The sequence below is a fragment of the Stenotrophomonas maltophilia group sp. Smal13 genome (genome assembly GCF_030236855.1).
GTDB lineage: Bacteria > Pseudomonadota > Gammaproteobacteria > Xanthomonadales > Xanthomonadaceae > Stenotrophomonas > Stenotrophomonas maltophilia_A.
Window position 1 is genome coordinate 22,232 of record NZ_JASJSQ010000025.1, and the last position, 13,138, is coordinate 35,369.

The 13,138-nt window shown below is 64.1% G+C and carries 14 protein-coding genes; 5 read left to right on the forward strand and 9 right to left on the reverse strand.

Annotated elements, in window-relative coordinates; translation table 11 throughout:
* Positions 1-141 precede the first annotated feature (141 nt).
* Entirely contained in the window at positions 142-876 is a 735-nt protein-coding gene (locus QRO95_RS10740; protein ID WP_285302523.1) for a hypothetical protein, read from the forward strand.
* A gap of 68 nt (positions 877-944) precedes the next feature.
* Here the strand turns inward: QRO95_RS10740 and QRO95_RS10745 are convergent, their stop codons facing one another.
* On the reverse strand, positions 945-1,934 hold the full coding sequence (locus QRO95_RS10745) for an MDR family oxidoreductase (protein ID WP_032128616.1): 990 nt from the start codon (positions 1,932-1,934) through the stop codon (positions 945-947).
* Positions 1,935-2,036: 102 nt separating this feature from the next.
* Here QRO95_RS10745 and QRO95_RS10750 point away from each other — a divergent pair, with 102 nt between their 5' ends.
* From QRO95_RS10750 to QRO95_RS10765, 4 genes are all read left to right on the forward strand, one after another.
* Positions 2,037-2,384, forward strand: a complete 348-nt coding sequence (locus tag QRO95_RS10750; protein ID WP_049398249.1) for a helix-turn-helix domain-containing protein — start codon at positions 2,037-2,039, stop codon at positions 2,382-2,384.
* 499 nt (positions 2,385-2,883) lie between these two features.
* Positions 2,884-3,291 carry a hypothetical protein gene (locus QRO95_RS10755; RefSeq protein WP_285302524.1) on the forward strand — a complete coding sequence of 136 codons (408 nt, stop codon included), beginning with the start codon at positions 2,884-2,886 and terminating at the stop codon, positions 3,289-3,291.
* Positions 3,292-3,367: 76 nt separating this feature from the next.
* Positions 3,368-4,231, forward strand: coding sequence for a hypothetical protein (locus tag QRO95_RS10760; protein WP_032128614.1), 864 nt, complete (start codon positions 3,368-3,370; stop codon positions 4,229-4,231).
* 31 nt (positions 4,232-4,262) lie between these two features.
* Entirely contained in the window at positions 4,263-5,585 is a 1,323-nt protein-coding gene (locus tag QRO95_RS10765) for an XVIPCD domain-containing protein (RefSeq protein WP_201116622.1), read from the forward strand.
* Between the two features lie 109 nt (positions 5,586-5,694).
* On the opposite strand, the gene QRO95_RS10770 is transcribed toward QRO95_RS10765, so the two are convergent.
* The 8 genes from QRO95_RS10770 to QRO95_RS10805 all read right to left on the reverse strand — a co-directional run bounded on the left by QRO95_RS10770 (position 5,695) and on the right by QRO95_RS10805 (position 12,949).
* On the reverse strand, positions 5,695-5,892 hold the full coding sequence (locus QRO95_RS10770) for a hypothetical protein (protein WP_032128612.1): 198 nt from the start codon (positions 5,890-5,892) through the stop codon (positions 5,695-5,697).
* Positions 5,893-6,007: 115 nt separating this feature from the next.
* A complete protein-coding gene (locus QRO95_RS10775; RefSeq protein ID WP_071227579.1) occupies positions 6,008-6,385 on the reverse strand; it encodes an EF-hand domain-containing protein in 378 nt (125 codons plus the stop codon).
* A gap of 27 nt (positions 6,386-6,412) precedes the next feature.
* Entirely contained in the window at positions 6,413-6,808 is a 396-nt protein-coding gene (locus tag QRO95_RS10780; protein WP_285302525.1) for a hypothetical protein, read from the reverse strand.
* Positions 6,809-6,898: 90 nt separating this feature from the next.
* Positions 6,899-8,857, reverse strand: a complete 1,959-nt coding sequence (locus QRO95_RS10785; RefSeq protein ID WP_343237328.1) for a MacB family efflux pump subunit — start codon at positions 8,855-8,857, stop codon at positions 6,899-6,901.
* Between the two features lie 2 nt (positions 8,858-8,859).
* Positions 8,860-10,050 carry an efflux RND transporter periplasmic adaptor subunit gene (locus tag QRO95_RS10790; RefSeq protein WP_285302527.1) on the reverse strand — a complete coding sequence of 397 codons (1,191 nt, stop codon included), beginning with the start codon at positions 10,048-10,050 and terminating at the stop codon, positions 8,860-8,862.
* 135 nt (positions 10,051-10,185) lie between these two features.
* Complete coding sequence (locus QRO95_RS10795) at positions 10,186-10,602, reverse strand: hypothetical protein (RefSeq protein ID WP_180845091.1); 417 nt, start codon at positions 10,600-10,602, stop codon at positions 10,186-10,188.
* 323 nt (positions 10,603-10,925) lie between these two features.
* Positions 10,926-12,275, reverse strand: coding sequence for a HAMP domain-containing sensor histidine kinase (locus tag QRO95_RS10800; protein ID WP_049463026.1), 1,350 nt, complete (start codon positions 12,273-12,275; stop codon positions 10,926-10,928).
* The gene (locus QRO95_RS10805; RefSeq protein ID WP_049398287.1) at positions 12,275-12,949 is read right to left on the reverse strand and encodes a response regulator transcription factor; all 675 of its coding nucleotides are present in this window, start codon (positions 12,947-12,949) and stop codon (positions 12,275-12,277) included. Before QRO95_RS10805 ends, QRO95_RS10800 begins: the two co-directional genes overlap by 1 nt.
* Positions 12,950-13,138: the final 189 nt, after the last annotated feature.

Sequence of the window (13,138 nt, forward strand, 5' to 3'; positions counted from 1 at the left end):
AAAGCGCCCTTACAGCCCCATGATAAGGGGGCTTGATCAGGCGCGTGACTGTTGCCGTGCGGTCGGAGTGGGTTAGGCTGTCGCCATGCCGTAGCGGATGGCTGCGACCACTCCGTGGATGGCGCCCCGGGAAGGAATCCAATGCCTGCAGGAATGTTCTCTACATCTGGCCGCAACTGCCTTCTGGCTGTTGTACTGTCTTTGGCAGCACTGCCTGTGGCGGCGCAATCGCCCACCCCATCACTGTTCTGTGGCTTCTGGACTGAAGAGGCGGACGGAACATGGAGTGTGTCCCGGGAGGTGGACGCAGCAACGGGTGCCACCGCATCGCGCGACACCTACGAATGGACGTCAAACAGCACGCCATTCGGCACTGGCATGGCCAGCAGCTGGACCCTGAATTACTACTGGCCACAAGACGCGACGCGCCAGAAGGCTGTTCCAGAGGCTGAGGTCGTAGTGGTCATGGGTTTCCGTTTTGACGCCAAGGAAATCGGCCAGGAGCCGAAGGATCCCGGACACACCTGGATACACCTGTATCGGTCGGAAGATCCGAACAAGCAGTTTTCGGTCTACTCCACCAGCCTGACAGGCAATATGGACTGGAATCGCCTCCGAAACGGAAACCTCGGCGGAAGGGCTTTTCTGTCTTTGGATACGCTGCTGGCTTACGGTACGGGCCTGGAAAAACTGGTGTGGCACATCCGCGGTGCGCCTAACGCTCTGGGTGTGACGGAAAGTTACGCCAAGGGCGTGCTGCCCATCGCGACGATGCGCAGCAAGCTGGCGAAGATTCCGAAGCTACGTGCTGAACTGGACCGGAAAGCGGGGAAGTTCCGCAGCGAATGCAAGCTGCCGATTGAAGTTTCAGAATAGCGCTGCATTGACGCACAGCACGGCATCGGCCCCGCGGCGGCAGCGTGCCACCGCGGGACTGCCTGCCGTCACGCATTCACATTCACAACAATCCGCCCACGCACCTTGCCCGGAATGATCTGGTCGTAGACGTCCAGCACGCCGGCAAGCCCGATCAACTGCACGGTGCTTTCCAGCTTCTGCGGGTCCAGATCGGTGGCAAGACGATCCCAGGCGCGCTGGCGGACGGCCTGCGGCGCATTCACCGAATCCACGCCGGCAAGCGTCACGTTGCGGAGAATGAAGGGCAGCACCGAGCCATGCAGATCATCACTCTGCGCCAGCCCGCAGGCGGCCACTGCGCCACGGTATTTCGTCTCGGCAATGGCGTTGACGAGGGTGGGGCCGCCCGCCACATCGACCACGCCGGCCCAGCGCTCGGCACTCACCGGCCGCTCGCGCGGGGCTGAAAGCTGCGCGCGGTCGATGATCTCGGCGGCGCCCAGGCTGTGCAGATACTCGGCGTGTTCAGGTCGCCCGGTGGCAGCCACTACGCGATAGCCAAGCTTGGACAGGATCGCCACCGCAATCGAGCCGACGCCGCCGTTGGCGCCGGTGACCAGCACATCGCCCTTCCCGGGCGTCACGCCTGCATCTTCCAGTGCCAGCACGCACAGCATGGCGGTATAGCCTGCTGTGCCGATGGCCATGGCGTCGCGGGTGCTCAGGTTGGCGGGAATCCTGTTGAGCCATTCGCCGCGAACACGGGCACGCTGGGCGAGGCCGCCGTGGTGGCCCATGCTGAGATCCCAGCCGTTCAACACCACGCGGTCACCGGGTTGGAAACCGGCATTGCCCGATTCCAGTACAACGCCAGCCAGATCGATGCCAGGGATCAACGGGAACGTCCGGATCACCGGGCGCGTGCCGGTGAGGGCCAGCGCGTCCTTGTAGTTCAGCGTGGAGTACTCGACCTGCACCAGCACGTCGCCATCCATCAGGTTGGCTTCATCGAAATCGACCAGCTCCGTGGAAACGCCGTCGTTGGTCTTGCGGGTCAGCAGTGCCTTGAAACTCATGGTGCGGTCTCACGTTCAGTGGATGAGCCCATGCTAGGCTCGCACCGTTATCGCAACAAGAACGATGATTTTCCGTAGGTACTATGGTTTTCCGGAGTATGCATGCGTAGCAGGCGTTGGGACGGCAAGAGCGGTTGCGCGGTGGAAGTCACGCTGTCGGTGATGGGCGGCGTGTGGAAGCCGATCATTCTGTTTCACCTGATGACAGGAAAGCGACGCTTCATGGAGCTGACGCGGCGTGTGCCCAACGCCACCCAGTCCATGCTGACCAGCCAGCTGCGGGAACTGGAGGCTGACGGCGTGGTGATCCGCCACGTGTACCCGGAAGTGCCGCCGAAGGTGGAATACGAATTGTCTGAATTCGGGCGCACGCTGGTGCCGGTACTCCTTGCCATGCGCGAGTGGGGTGAAACCTATCGCGGCCATAAGAGCGAGGACGCCAACAGCTGAAGGATGAAGGGGCCGCGTACGTGCTTTCGCTGCGCGCGCACTTCGGTTTCGCCAACGGCCGCGGTCACCAGTGGGCAGCGTGTGTCTCGATGGACGTGTCGTGTATGGCTGGATAGGGTGTCCAGATAGCGCACGCCAGCCGGGCACGTTTGCTGGCGAAGTGCATCAGTCGATGGATAACCCGCCATGCCGTGACGCTACCGGCGTAAGACCGCGTCAGAGCGGGATTTTCCTACTTCTCAGTGCAGGTTCAGTGCGGCAATCATGCCCGCGCCAAGGCACTCGCCCTGGCCGGGATTGGCGTCCCGAACTTACGTACCACTACCGGTCGTGCTTGCTGCCTTGGCGGCAGCCGCGACAATGCACCGCCTGCCAGTTCATGGCGGACGGTGCGTGGGGATCTCCTGATCCGCCGGCTTTAGTGGTACGTATCCGGCACGCCAACCCGCACCGTCCGCCACCTTGCATCTGCAGGTGGCCACACCGTGAGGTTGTCGCCATGCCTGACCGTACCCCTGACGTTCCCCGCCTGCGCGAGCTGCTCGGCACCGCAGTGCGCGATCTTCCCGCGGCCCTGGCCGAGAAGCTGGAAGGCGCGCTCTGTGAATCTGCGGAGTCCGTCGTGCCCTCAGCGTTCTTCGCGCACCTTGAATCGTATGGCGGGAATCTGCGCGCCGACGGCCAGCCCTGGACCGAAACCCGGCTCAGCCCAGGCCGAGCCTTCGATCTGGCCCTGGGCACCCGCAGCGCGTCGGGCATCACTGCGCTTACCGCCTTGCTGCATGCCGCGCATGTGGCGCGGGAGAGCGACGATCCCGCCTGCTGCCCGTCCGCAGCGCTGGTCGACGGGCTGTTCAACGCCTGCCAGGCCCTGTCGCTGCAGCTGGAATGCTGCCTGGTTCCGTGAAAGACCGCGATGCGGTTCCTGTTCCGTTGACGCCCGCTTGCCTATAGTGGCCCAGGAGCCCTGCAATGGAATGCCCATGCACGTGATGTCCCCCCGCCGTTGTCTGCCGCTGGCACTTGCCGTCGCAGTGAGTGCCAGCGCGTGTGCACGGCCGCCGTCCACCGAGAATGAAAGGAATCCCGCCATGTCCGGCGCAACCCAGACCGGCCGCACGATCAACGGCCACACCTATACCGATGCGCCCGTGGACGTGAAGCTCGGGCCGAATACCTTCCGCATTCCGGCCAATTATCTGGACAGCCAGATCGCACCGTGGCCCGGAGAAGGTGTGACCCTGGTCATCGAATGGCCGGACATGAAGCCGACGCCGCCGGGCGCCCGGGCGAACCCACGTACGAATGATTTCCGGAAGGAGATTCCCATTCGGATCAACTACGTTGATCGGGTTCCCGTCGAAACACTGCTCTCAAGGCTGTCGTCAAATGAAGCCATCACGGAGGAGGGCTCTGTGGAAAGGGAGGATCCCAGGGACCGTCTCGATCAACGCGTTGCACAGCCGGAGACCTTGGGTCTGACGCCCTATGCAATCGATGAAGCGAAGATGGTGTTGTACGCGAAGAAGCATGAGGCGCGGTACGGGAAGCCGCCTGTCCGCAATCCGGCCTATGAGAGAGACTGGTACATCGCACGCCAGGGCGATGGCCGGATCAGCTCGTTCATCAAATGTGACGGCGAGGAATTCCGACGCGATGGCGTGCGGTTGGAGGGGGGCGAGGTGATCAGCGAGCCGGGAGAAGTGGCAGCGGGCTGCGTTCACTATTTCGTGGACATCGACAACAGGCTGTCCATCAGCCTGGACTACAAGAGAGCGTTTCTGAAGGACTGGAAGCGTATGGAAGAGGCCGTCAGGGATGTCATCGCGCGCACCCGGTCCAAGTGATCGGTGGTTCAGGGAAGAGAAGGGGTAAGGCATGAGTGGATTGACCGAACACGATCTCAGAATCCTTGGCAGCTATGCCAGAGATGGCAACCGCGAGCTTTACTGGAACTACCTGTCGCAGCTGCCGGGCGCCGATGGGTACGGGACACTGGCGCTGGGTGTTGTACGCAATGACAGCCTGCCGGGGCGCGTAGCGAACAGCTATGCACAGAGCTACGCGAAGACCCAGCAGGAAGAGGGATCCCGTTTCTCGAATGCACAGTTGACCGAGCGGCAATGGGAGTCCTTCGGGCAGACCCTGCTCGAAAGAGATCTTGAACTGCGGCGGCAGTGGATGAACGAACGCCGCCCAGACCTGGCACTGAATCTTCCCGGCAAGGATGTGATGCTGGCCCACGACCGGGCATTTGAACGGCATGAGCTTGATCCCAACTGCTGGACGCCGCGCGTGCTGCTGCAGGCGGCGGAGCAGAAGAGCGGCCCCGAGAAGCTGGAACAGATCTGGACCAACATGCTCAACAACGACTACGCCGGAGGCCCCCGCGTAGGCAACACCAGCGTCGATGCCATCAGCCAGATGGGATGGACGAAGGGCGGCCAGTACCTGACCCGGTTGAGTGTGCTGGAAGCCACCCAGGCCCTGGAAGGGCGCTCGGCGGTCGATCCGAACATCATCGGTGGCAACAGCTATTACGCGATGTACTTCGAAGCGGACAGAAAATGGGCCAGCGTCAATGCGGGCGGCGGTCACATGTCGCTGCGCGAGATCACCGATCCCGCCCGTATCGCTGAACTCAACGACGCGCGCGAGGTTCGTCTGGAACGCCAGGAAAAACGTACCCAGTTCCACCCGGACGACCCGTATCGGACCATTACCCGCAGCCCGCTGACCGCAGCGGTGGACGACGTGCCGGATCCCTCACAGGCGCTGACCCGCCTGGCGGACATCGGCCCAGGCCATCGGGAGTACGCACTGATGCAGCAGGTGCGCGAAGGCGTTGCCGCGATCGATGCCAGCGCCGGGCGCACCCACGATGAGAACAGCGAGCGTCTTGTGGCGAGCGTGATGGCCTTGGCCCGCCGCAACCAGCTTGAACGCGCCGATCACGTGCTGCTGAGCGCCCAGACGGCCGACACTCCCGCAGGGCGGAACGTGTTCGTGGTGCAGGGCGAGATGAACGATCCCGCCCACCTGCGCGTTTCAATGCCAACAGATGTAGCAGTGCATACGCCGGTTGCGCAGTCGCTGCAGCAGATGGAAGCCGCCAGTCTGGAGCGGCAGCAGACCGTCGGGCAACACCAGCAGGATATCGAAGTGCAGGCGCGCGAAAATAACGCGATGCGGATGGGATGAAATCACTCCGCCCACGCGTATGGAACCTCTTCAGTAGCAAGGGGCAGCGCCTGGCAGCCAATGCCAGCCCCCGAAATGGGGGCCGGCACACATCACGGCAGTGCGTGACTTACGGGATGGTGCAGCCGCTGTTCCGCAGGCAGCGGGCAAAAGCCGGGTAGCACACCTTCTCGCCATTGCCCGCTGCGAGGCAGGCCTCGTACGCGGTGTAGCACGGGGTACAGCGGGACTGCGCGGAGGCACTGCCGATTCCCAGGGTCAGTGCAGCAGCCGCAATAGCAACAGACAGCTTGAATCCAATCTTCATGCTTCACTCCGTTGATAGCCCTCCTTGGGCACCTCGGAGGCTAACGTGGGAAGAGGGTGTATTCAACCCGCACCGCGCCCGGATGGGTATCCATCTTCAGCGCCCCGCCCTGGATTTACTTTGTTGGCGCGTCTGCAGTCTGAGCGGCCACCATGGCTTGTTGCATCTCTTTCAGCGACAGATAGCCATCACCATCGGTGTCCAGGCCCGCGAAGTACTTCGCGATCTCCGGCACCACGTTGGCTTCCTCCTTGCTGATCCTGCCGTCTTTGTTCCTGTCCATCGCGGAAAACGCGGCGTCGATGGAATCGGCCTGCTTGCTGAAACGTTCCTGCTGAAATTTCGCGTACTCGACCTTGTCAACGCGTCCGTCGTTGTTGGCATCCATGGCGGTGAATGTGGCGTCGATGTAGGCCTGCTTCGGGTCGGTCGGTGAGGCCTGGGCCAGCAACGGAGCAGCGCACAGCGCGATCAATAGAGTGATCCTGGTCATGGGTGGTTTTTCCTTGAGAGATACAAGTCAGCGGCAGGGATAGGTGTAGCCGTCGGCGCCGCGATAGGTGTCGTTGCGGCGGTCGTAGTTGCCGTAGCGGTTCATGCAGTAGTCGGCGCGCTCGCGGGTCTCACGCTCGCGTTTGGCGGCAGCGGCAATCACGCCGGCCACCACCGCTGCACCTACCACGCCCACCACGACACCGGCGGTCTTGGCATCGTGCCGGCGCTCGCGTTCGCGCTCATGATTCCGCTCACGTTCGCGCCGTTCCCATGCATCGCGCTCCCGATCGCGGTAGTCCTGGTTCCACTGCGGGTTGTAGCGGTCGCCACGCTGCGCATGGGCGTCGCCGGCGTACGGCATCAACACCAGCTGCGCAGTGACCGCCAGAATCAGCGCGGTTCTTCCTGTCTTCAGAAACATCGTCCAGCTCCTGTGCGGACATCGTTGGTAGCCGTAGTACACCCTGCAGACATTGCGCGAACCTGCCGTCAGGGCGAGCAATTGCAGCGGCTATCGAACCAGCGCCTCCACAGGATCCAGCTGTGCGGCACGGCGTGCCGGCAGGAAGCCGAAACCAACGCCGATCAGGCTGGAACACACGAATGCAGCCAGAATCGAATTGACGGAGAACACCAGGCTGAAGCCCGCATCGGCCAGCTCCATCACCGCGCCCAGCGCCAGCGCCACGCCGATGCCGAGCACGCCACCGAGCAGGCAGACCAGCACCGATTCGATCAGGAACTGCTGCAGGATGTCGCTGCGTCGCGCGCCCACCGCCATGCGCACGCCGATCTCGCGGGTTCGCTCGGTCACCGAGACCAGCATGATGTTCATCACCCCGATCCCGCCCACCACCAGTGCGATGGCAGCGATGGAGCTGATCATCATGGTCAGGATGCCAGTGGTCTGTTCAATGGATCTACGGATCTGCGCGTTGTTGCTCATGTAGAAATCGGTGCTGCCGTGGCGGCGAGTCAGCAGTCGCCCGATGGCCTGCTCAGCCGCTTCCATGCTGATCGCATCCGAGACGCGCACGGTGATGCTGGAGACGTGGCTCTGCCCCAGTACGCGCGCCATTGCGGTGGTGTAGGGCAGCCATACTCGCAGCAGCGATGCATCACCGGCCGTACCGGCGTCCTTCTTCACCACACCCGCCACGCGCACCGGGACATTGCCCAGCAGCAGGGTCTGCCCGATCGGATTGTCGGTCGCGGCGAAGAAGCGTGCGCGGGTATTGGCGTCGATAACCACCACCTGCTGGTAGCCGGCCACGCCGGGTGGACCGAAGAAGGCGCCCTCGCCGAGCTTCAGGCCATGCACGCGGAAGTACTGCTCGCTGACGCCCTGCACCTGCACACTGGCAGAGCGGTTGCCGCGCAGGGCGGTGCCGCTGGTGGCAACACCCGGGGTGGCGCTGTCCACGAATGGCTGCCGGGCCAGGGCCACGCTGTCGCCGGGGGTGAGTGTTTCCACCCGCGCCGAGTGCAGGTCGCCAAAACCGGAACCGGGATAGATCTCGATGGTGTTGGTACCCAACGAGGAGATGTTGGACAGGATGGCCTGCCGTGCACCGGTGCCCAGTGCTACCACCGCCACGACCGAAGCAATGCCGATGATGATTCCGAGCATGGTCAGGAAGGTGCGCATGCGGTGGGCGTTCATCGCGCGCAGTGCCATGCGGAAGGCTTCAGCGAACCGGTCCCGCCAGACCTGCCAGCCGCTGCTACCCACGGATTGGGGCGCGGCTGGCGTCGCCACGCCCGCTGCCAGAGCTGTACCGGTTGCACGCTCATCCACGATCCGCCCATCGCGGATTTCGATGATGCGCTGCGCATGCTCGGCCACGGCCATGTCATGCGTGACCAGCACCACAGTATGGCCCTCGGCGTGCAGCTCGCCGAGGATCTTCATCACCTCTTTTCCGGAATGCGTATCCAGCGCACCCGTGGGTTCGTCGGCGAAGATCACCGCGCCACCATTCATCAGCGCACGCGCAATCGAAACGCGTTGCTGCTGGCCGCCCGAGAGCTCGCCAGGGAGATGCTGCATGCGCTCGCCCAGACCCAGCCGCGACAGCAGGGTGGCTGCCCGTGCATGGCGTGCTTCGGCAGGCATGCCGGCGTAGATCGCAGGCACCTCCACATTGCTCAGTGCAGTCAGATCGGTCAGCAGGTGGTAGCGCTGGAAGATGAAGCCGAAGTGCTCGCGGCGTAGTTCGGCCAGTTCATCAGGCGACATCTGCGCGGTCTCGCGCCCGGCGATCTGATAGACGCCGGCGGAAGGGCGATCCAGGCAACCCAGGATGTTCATCAGCGTGGACTTGCCAGAACCGGATTGGCCTACGATGGCCACCAGTTCACCTGCGTGAATATCCAGGTCGATGCCGTCGAGTACCACCAGTGTCTGCTCGCCTGCGGCAAATTCACGGCGTACGCCGCGAACGCGCAGCAGTGGCTCGGTCATGGTCATACTCATTCGGGTTGCTCGGGTGCGCTGGTGGCTTCGTCGTTGGCCTGCGCCAGCACGACCTGTTCGCCTTCCTTCAGCCCGTCGCGTACTTCCACCTGGATCTGGTCATCCAGCCCGGTGGTGATGCGCCGCGTGCTGGCGCGGCCGTCGGCACCACGGACCTGCACGCTGTAGCTGCCATCGGCGGCGCGCGCACCCAATGCGGCCGAGGGAATGGTCAGTACATCGTTGGCGCGGCCCAGCACGATGCGAACCTGCGCGGTCATGTAGCTGCGCAGGCGGCCATCGGCGTTGTCCACGTCGAACTGGCCGTTGTAGTACATGGCCGTGCGGCTGCCACCCGAAACCGCCGGTGCGGCGAGGCTGGAACTGTCTTCGTTGGTGATCGATTCCGGTGCTGGTGCTATATCCCGAAGCCTGCTGCTGTAGCGGCGGCCGGCATCACCAAGAATGGTGAAGAACGCCTCCTGCCCAACAGCGGTGTGTACGACGTCAGCCTCGGAGATCTCGGCGTACACCGTCATCACGTCCTGATTGCCCAGCATCACGATGGTCGGTGCGCTCTGCACCGCATTCACGGTCTGCCCCTGGCGCGCGACCACGGCCAGTACGGTGCCGTCGGTAGGGGCGGTGATGCGGGTGTACTCGAGATTGGTCTGCGCGACATCGACGTCGGTCTGTCGGCGTGCAACTTCACCGTTCAACGCAGCGATCTGTTCACGGGTGGCGTCGACCTTGGCCTGGGCTGCATCGAAGTCGGCGCGGGCCACCAGTTGCACGGCAGCCAGTTGCTGCTGCCGATGCAGTGTCAACTCGAACTGGCGCAGGTCGGTCGCCAGTGCATCGCGGTTGGCGCGCGCGGTGCGCTGTGCGGCCTGCGCGCTCAGCAATGCATTGCGCTGCGTGCGCGAATCGATATCGGCGATGGGATCGCCGGCTTTCACTTTGTCGCCCAGTTTCACATGCAGGGTGTCGATGCGGCCGGAGACCTGCGCGCCCACGCTTACCAGTCGCGAGGGCTTCAGCGTGCCAGTGGCTTCCACCACCTGTTCGATGCTGCCGCGAACGACCGGCGCAACCTGCAGTTGCGGAGGTGGTGCGGGCCGCAACCATGCGAACAGAATCAGTGCGCTGAACAGCAGGGCGGTAGCAATCATGAGCGCGCGGCGGCGCTTGCGTGGTGCGGCGCTCATCGTCGCAGCATCCAGTAGAGACAGGTCATCGCGGGTCCTCGCGGCAGTAGAGACACACGTCTGGCGTGGCAGACGGGGTTGGCCGTCGAGTCTCGATGCGCTGGGTTGCGTGAACCTTGCGGGGCTGTCGCTGTGTCAGCGTGCGGCAAGAAGGGCGAGCAATGCTACGGCGATGAACTGCAGGGCGCTACCGAGAACCAGCAGTGCGTTGCGCAGCCGGTGACCTGACAATCGCGCAGCGAAGAGTTGACTCACCACGCCGGCCAACAACCAGAAGAATGTTGGAACAGGCAGCTTCGTCATTCCTGCACCGATGGCGATCAACAGCGCGCTGGCAATCATTATCCCAGCGGCATGATCATCCAGAGCGCGCAGCAGTGGTGGCATCGGGCGCGAGGTTGCCGCGCGCCATGCCGCCAACCCATGCAGCGCGGCATGCACGGCAACGAACAGGAGCACGGCAGCGGCCGCCGCTGCGCTCGCGTGCCGATACGTTGAAGCGACCAGTGCAATGCCGGGCAGCAGCAGGAACAAGGCGCCGAACAGCCGCATCAATACACCTGCGCGCTCGGCTTCGGGAACTTCCCGCAGCCAGAGCGGCCAATGTTCCAGGCCGAGCGCGCGGCCACTACGCGGGCGGCGATTCCACGCGGCAGCGGTAAGGCCCGGCGAATTCCGCGGTGGCACAGTGCGCGTGGAAGAGGATGGTGGAGGAGCTCCCTGGGTCACATGCAGGCTTCCTGTCAGATCGGAACGCGGTGGCACGGCAGGTGCCACACCCCGATGCTGTGCAGCGAACATTGCCGCAACCTTGCCTGTCCTCGCTACCGGCATCGCATGGACAGGTGCCAGTTACACAGGTGCACGCGGTGTGTTCAGTGCTCCAGCGGTGACGCGCTGGTTACGCCCGGGTGCAGTGGAAACTCAACACGGATCAATGCACCACCGCCAGGCGCATCCAGAATCGTGACGTGGCCGCCGTGGCGGTCGATCACCTGGCGCACCAGGTTCAACCCCAGGCCCGCGCCTGTCTGCCGCGGCCGCAGCCGCTGGAAGGGTTCGAAAACCCGTTCGCGCTGGTCGACCGGTATGCCGGGGCCGTCGTCCTCGACCTCCAGGCAGCTGCCCTGAACGCGCACGATGATCTGGCGTCCGCCATGTTCGGCAGCATTCAGCACCAGGTTGGAGATTACCCGCTCCACTGCGCCGGTCTCGCCGAACACCGGGAAGTGCGATTCCACCGCCACGGCTACGGTCTTGTCCGACTGGATCAACAGCGGCGCCAGATCGGCGGCCACCCGTTTGGCCACCCGCGCCAGGTTGATGGTTTCCTTCGGCCCGTCTTCGTCCATGCGGTGCAGATCCAGCAACTGCTCTGCCAGCGTCGCCAACCGTGCCACTTCCACGGCCAGGTTGCGCGAGGTGGCGTCGTCGGCCGCATCGACCTTCACCCTCAGAATCGCAATGGGGGTGCGCAGCTCATGCGCGGCGGCGGCGATGAAGCGGCGTTGCCGCTCGTGCCCCTCGTCCAGCCGCTCCAGTGCTTCATTCACCGCCGTCACCAACGGAGCGATCTCCACCGGCACCGCGGTTTCTGTCAGGCGGACACCGCGCCGACTGGCGGAGATGTTGCGGGCTTCCTGGGCGATGCGCTCCACCCCGGCCAGGGCTCGTCTCACGATGATCGGTGTCAGGACGATGGTGGCCAGGCCCAGCAGCAGGAAGATCGGCAGGGTGATGATGTGTGCCGCCAACGCCATCTGCCAGGTCAGCGTATCGGTTTCGCCATGGGCCATGATGGTCAGCTTGCCGGCCGGCCCGCTGTGCTGGCGGACCACGACGGCCAGGCCATCGCTGCGGTCGCGCCCGCGCAGGTCGCCAAAGGGGATGCCATCCAGTGCGCCAACCAGCGAGGCATAGGCCGGCGGCACAGGCCCGAACGTAACGTGGTGGCCGTGCTCATCCTCGGCGATGAACCATGCACCGGGAACAACCTTCAGCAGTTCGGCCAGTTCCGGCGTGTTCTGCACGTAGAGGTCGCCATTGCGGTCGCGGTGCACCGCGTCGGCCGCCACCGGCGCGAAGGTCTGGATGGTGTAGTAGCCACCGCTGTCGGCACGTATCAGCACCATCAGCAGCGCGAAGAACGCCACCAGCAACGCCAGCAGCTGATAGATCAGCGTTTTGACGATCAACGGGCGCTTCAGCGAGGGACGACGCGCCATTACTTGGCTTCCCGCATCAGATAGCCGACGCCGCGGATGGCGTGTATCTCTACTCCTGCATCGGCATCGGCCAGCTTGCGGCGAAGGCGCGAGACGTGCGAGTCGAGCGTGTTGGAATGGATGCCGTCATCGAATCCATACACTGCCATCTCAATCGACTCGCGCAGCACGGTGCGCCCCAGGCGCCGGGCCAACGCGGTCAGCACACGGATCTCGCGGCGCGGCAGCTCAAGCCGTTGCCCGCCCACACTGGCTTCACCCGATGCCGGGTCGAACACCAACCGGCCGATGCTGACCAGTTCCACCTGCATGCCGCTCGGCCGGCGCCCTGCAGCGCGGATGCGGGCGAACAGTTCCTCAAGTGCGAAGGGCTTGGCCAGATAGTCGTCCGCGCCCTCATCCAGGCCGGCGATGCGGTCCGGCAGCTGCCCCAGCGCGCTCAGCACGATGATCGGCACCCCTGGGTTGCGCTCACGCAGCAGGGAAATCAATCCCAGCCCGTCACCGTCGGGCAGGGTGCGGTCCAGCAGCACCAGATCGTGCGATCCGCACAGGGCCGCTTCGCGGGCCAGTGCCAGCGTGTTGGCCAGGTCCACCACGTAGCGCTCGCGCTGCAGGGCGGATTTCAGGGTGGCGGCCAGTTCGGCTTCGTCTTCGATCAGCAGGATGTGCATCGGCAGGGCTTGGGCAGGAAGGGCGTGGCAGGGCGGTTCGGCACGCGCCGGCACCGTATTACAGGAACATTGCGTGAACATGGCGTGCCTTCCCGATCTTCCGCACGGCTGTGGTGACGCAGGAAACACGCTGTCGGCGCAAGGTTCGCGCAATCCAGGCACTCCAGCCTTGGCGGCCACTCGCTGCCC

Excerpts from the sequence above, each read along its gene's own strand:
- QRO95_RS10755 (WP_285302524.1), top strand. The coding sequence starts at position 2,884 with ATGCCTGACCGTACCCCTGACGTTCCCCGCCTGCGCGAGCTGCTCGGC.
- QRO95_RS10775 (WP_071227579.1), bottom strand. The coding sequence starts at position 6,385 with ATGACCAGGATCACTCTATTGATCGCGCTGTGCGCTGCTCCGTTGCTG.
- QRO95_RS10750 (WP_049398249.1), top strand. The coding sequence starts at position 2,037 with ATGCGTAGCAGGCGTTGGGACGGCAAGAGCGGTTGCGCGGTGGAAGTC.
- QRO95_RS10800 (WP_049463026.1), bottom strand. The coding sequence starts at position 12,275 with ATGGCGCGTCGTCCCTCGCTGAAGCGCCCGTTGATCGTCAAAACGCTG.
- QRO95_RS10805 (WP_049398287.1), bottom strand. The coding sequence starts at position 12,949 with ATGCACATCCTGCTGATCGAAGACGAAGCCGAACTGGCCGCCACCCTG.
- QRO95_RS10770 (WP_032128612.1), bottom strand. The coding sequence starts at position 5,892 with ATGAAGATTGGATTCAAGCTGTCTGTTGCTATTGCGGCTGCTGCACTG.
- QRO95_RS10795 (WP_180845091.1), bottom strand. The coding sequence starts at position 10,602 with ATGCGGCTGTTCGGCGCCTTGTTCCTGCTGCTGCCCGGCATTGCACTG.
- QRO95_RS10790 (WP_285302527.1), bottom strand. The coding sequence starts at position 10,050 with ATGAGCGCCGCACCACGCAAGCGCCGCCGCGCGCTCATGATTGCTACC.
- QRO95_RS10785 (WP_343237328.1), bottom strand. The coding sequence starts at position 8,857 with ATGACCATGACCGAGCCACTGCTGCGCGTTCGCGGCGTACGCCGTGAA.
- QRO95_RS10740 (WP_285302523.1), top strand. The coding sequence starts at position 142 with ATGCCTGCAGGAATGTTCTCTACATCTGGCCGCAACTGCCTTCTGGCT.
- QRO95_RS10760 (WP_032128614.1), top strand. The coding sequence starts at position 3,368 with ATGCACGTGATGTCCCCCCGCCGTTGTCTGCCGCTGGCACTTGCCGTC.
- QRO95_RS10780 (WP_285302525.1), bottom strand. The coding sequence starts at position 6,808 with ATGTTTCTGAAGACAGGAAGAACCGCGCTGATTCTGGCGGTCACTGCG.
- QRO95_RS10745 (WP_032128616.1), bottom strand. The coding sequence starts at position 1,934 with ATGAGTTTCAAGGCACTGCTGACCCGCAAGACCAACGACGGCGTTTCC.
- QRO95_RS10765 (WP_201116622.1), top strand. The coding sequence starts at position 4,263 with ATGAGTGGATTGACCGAACACGATCTCAGAATCCTTGGCAGCTATGCC.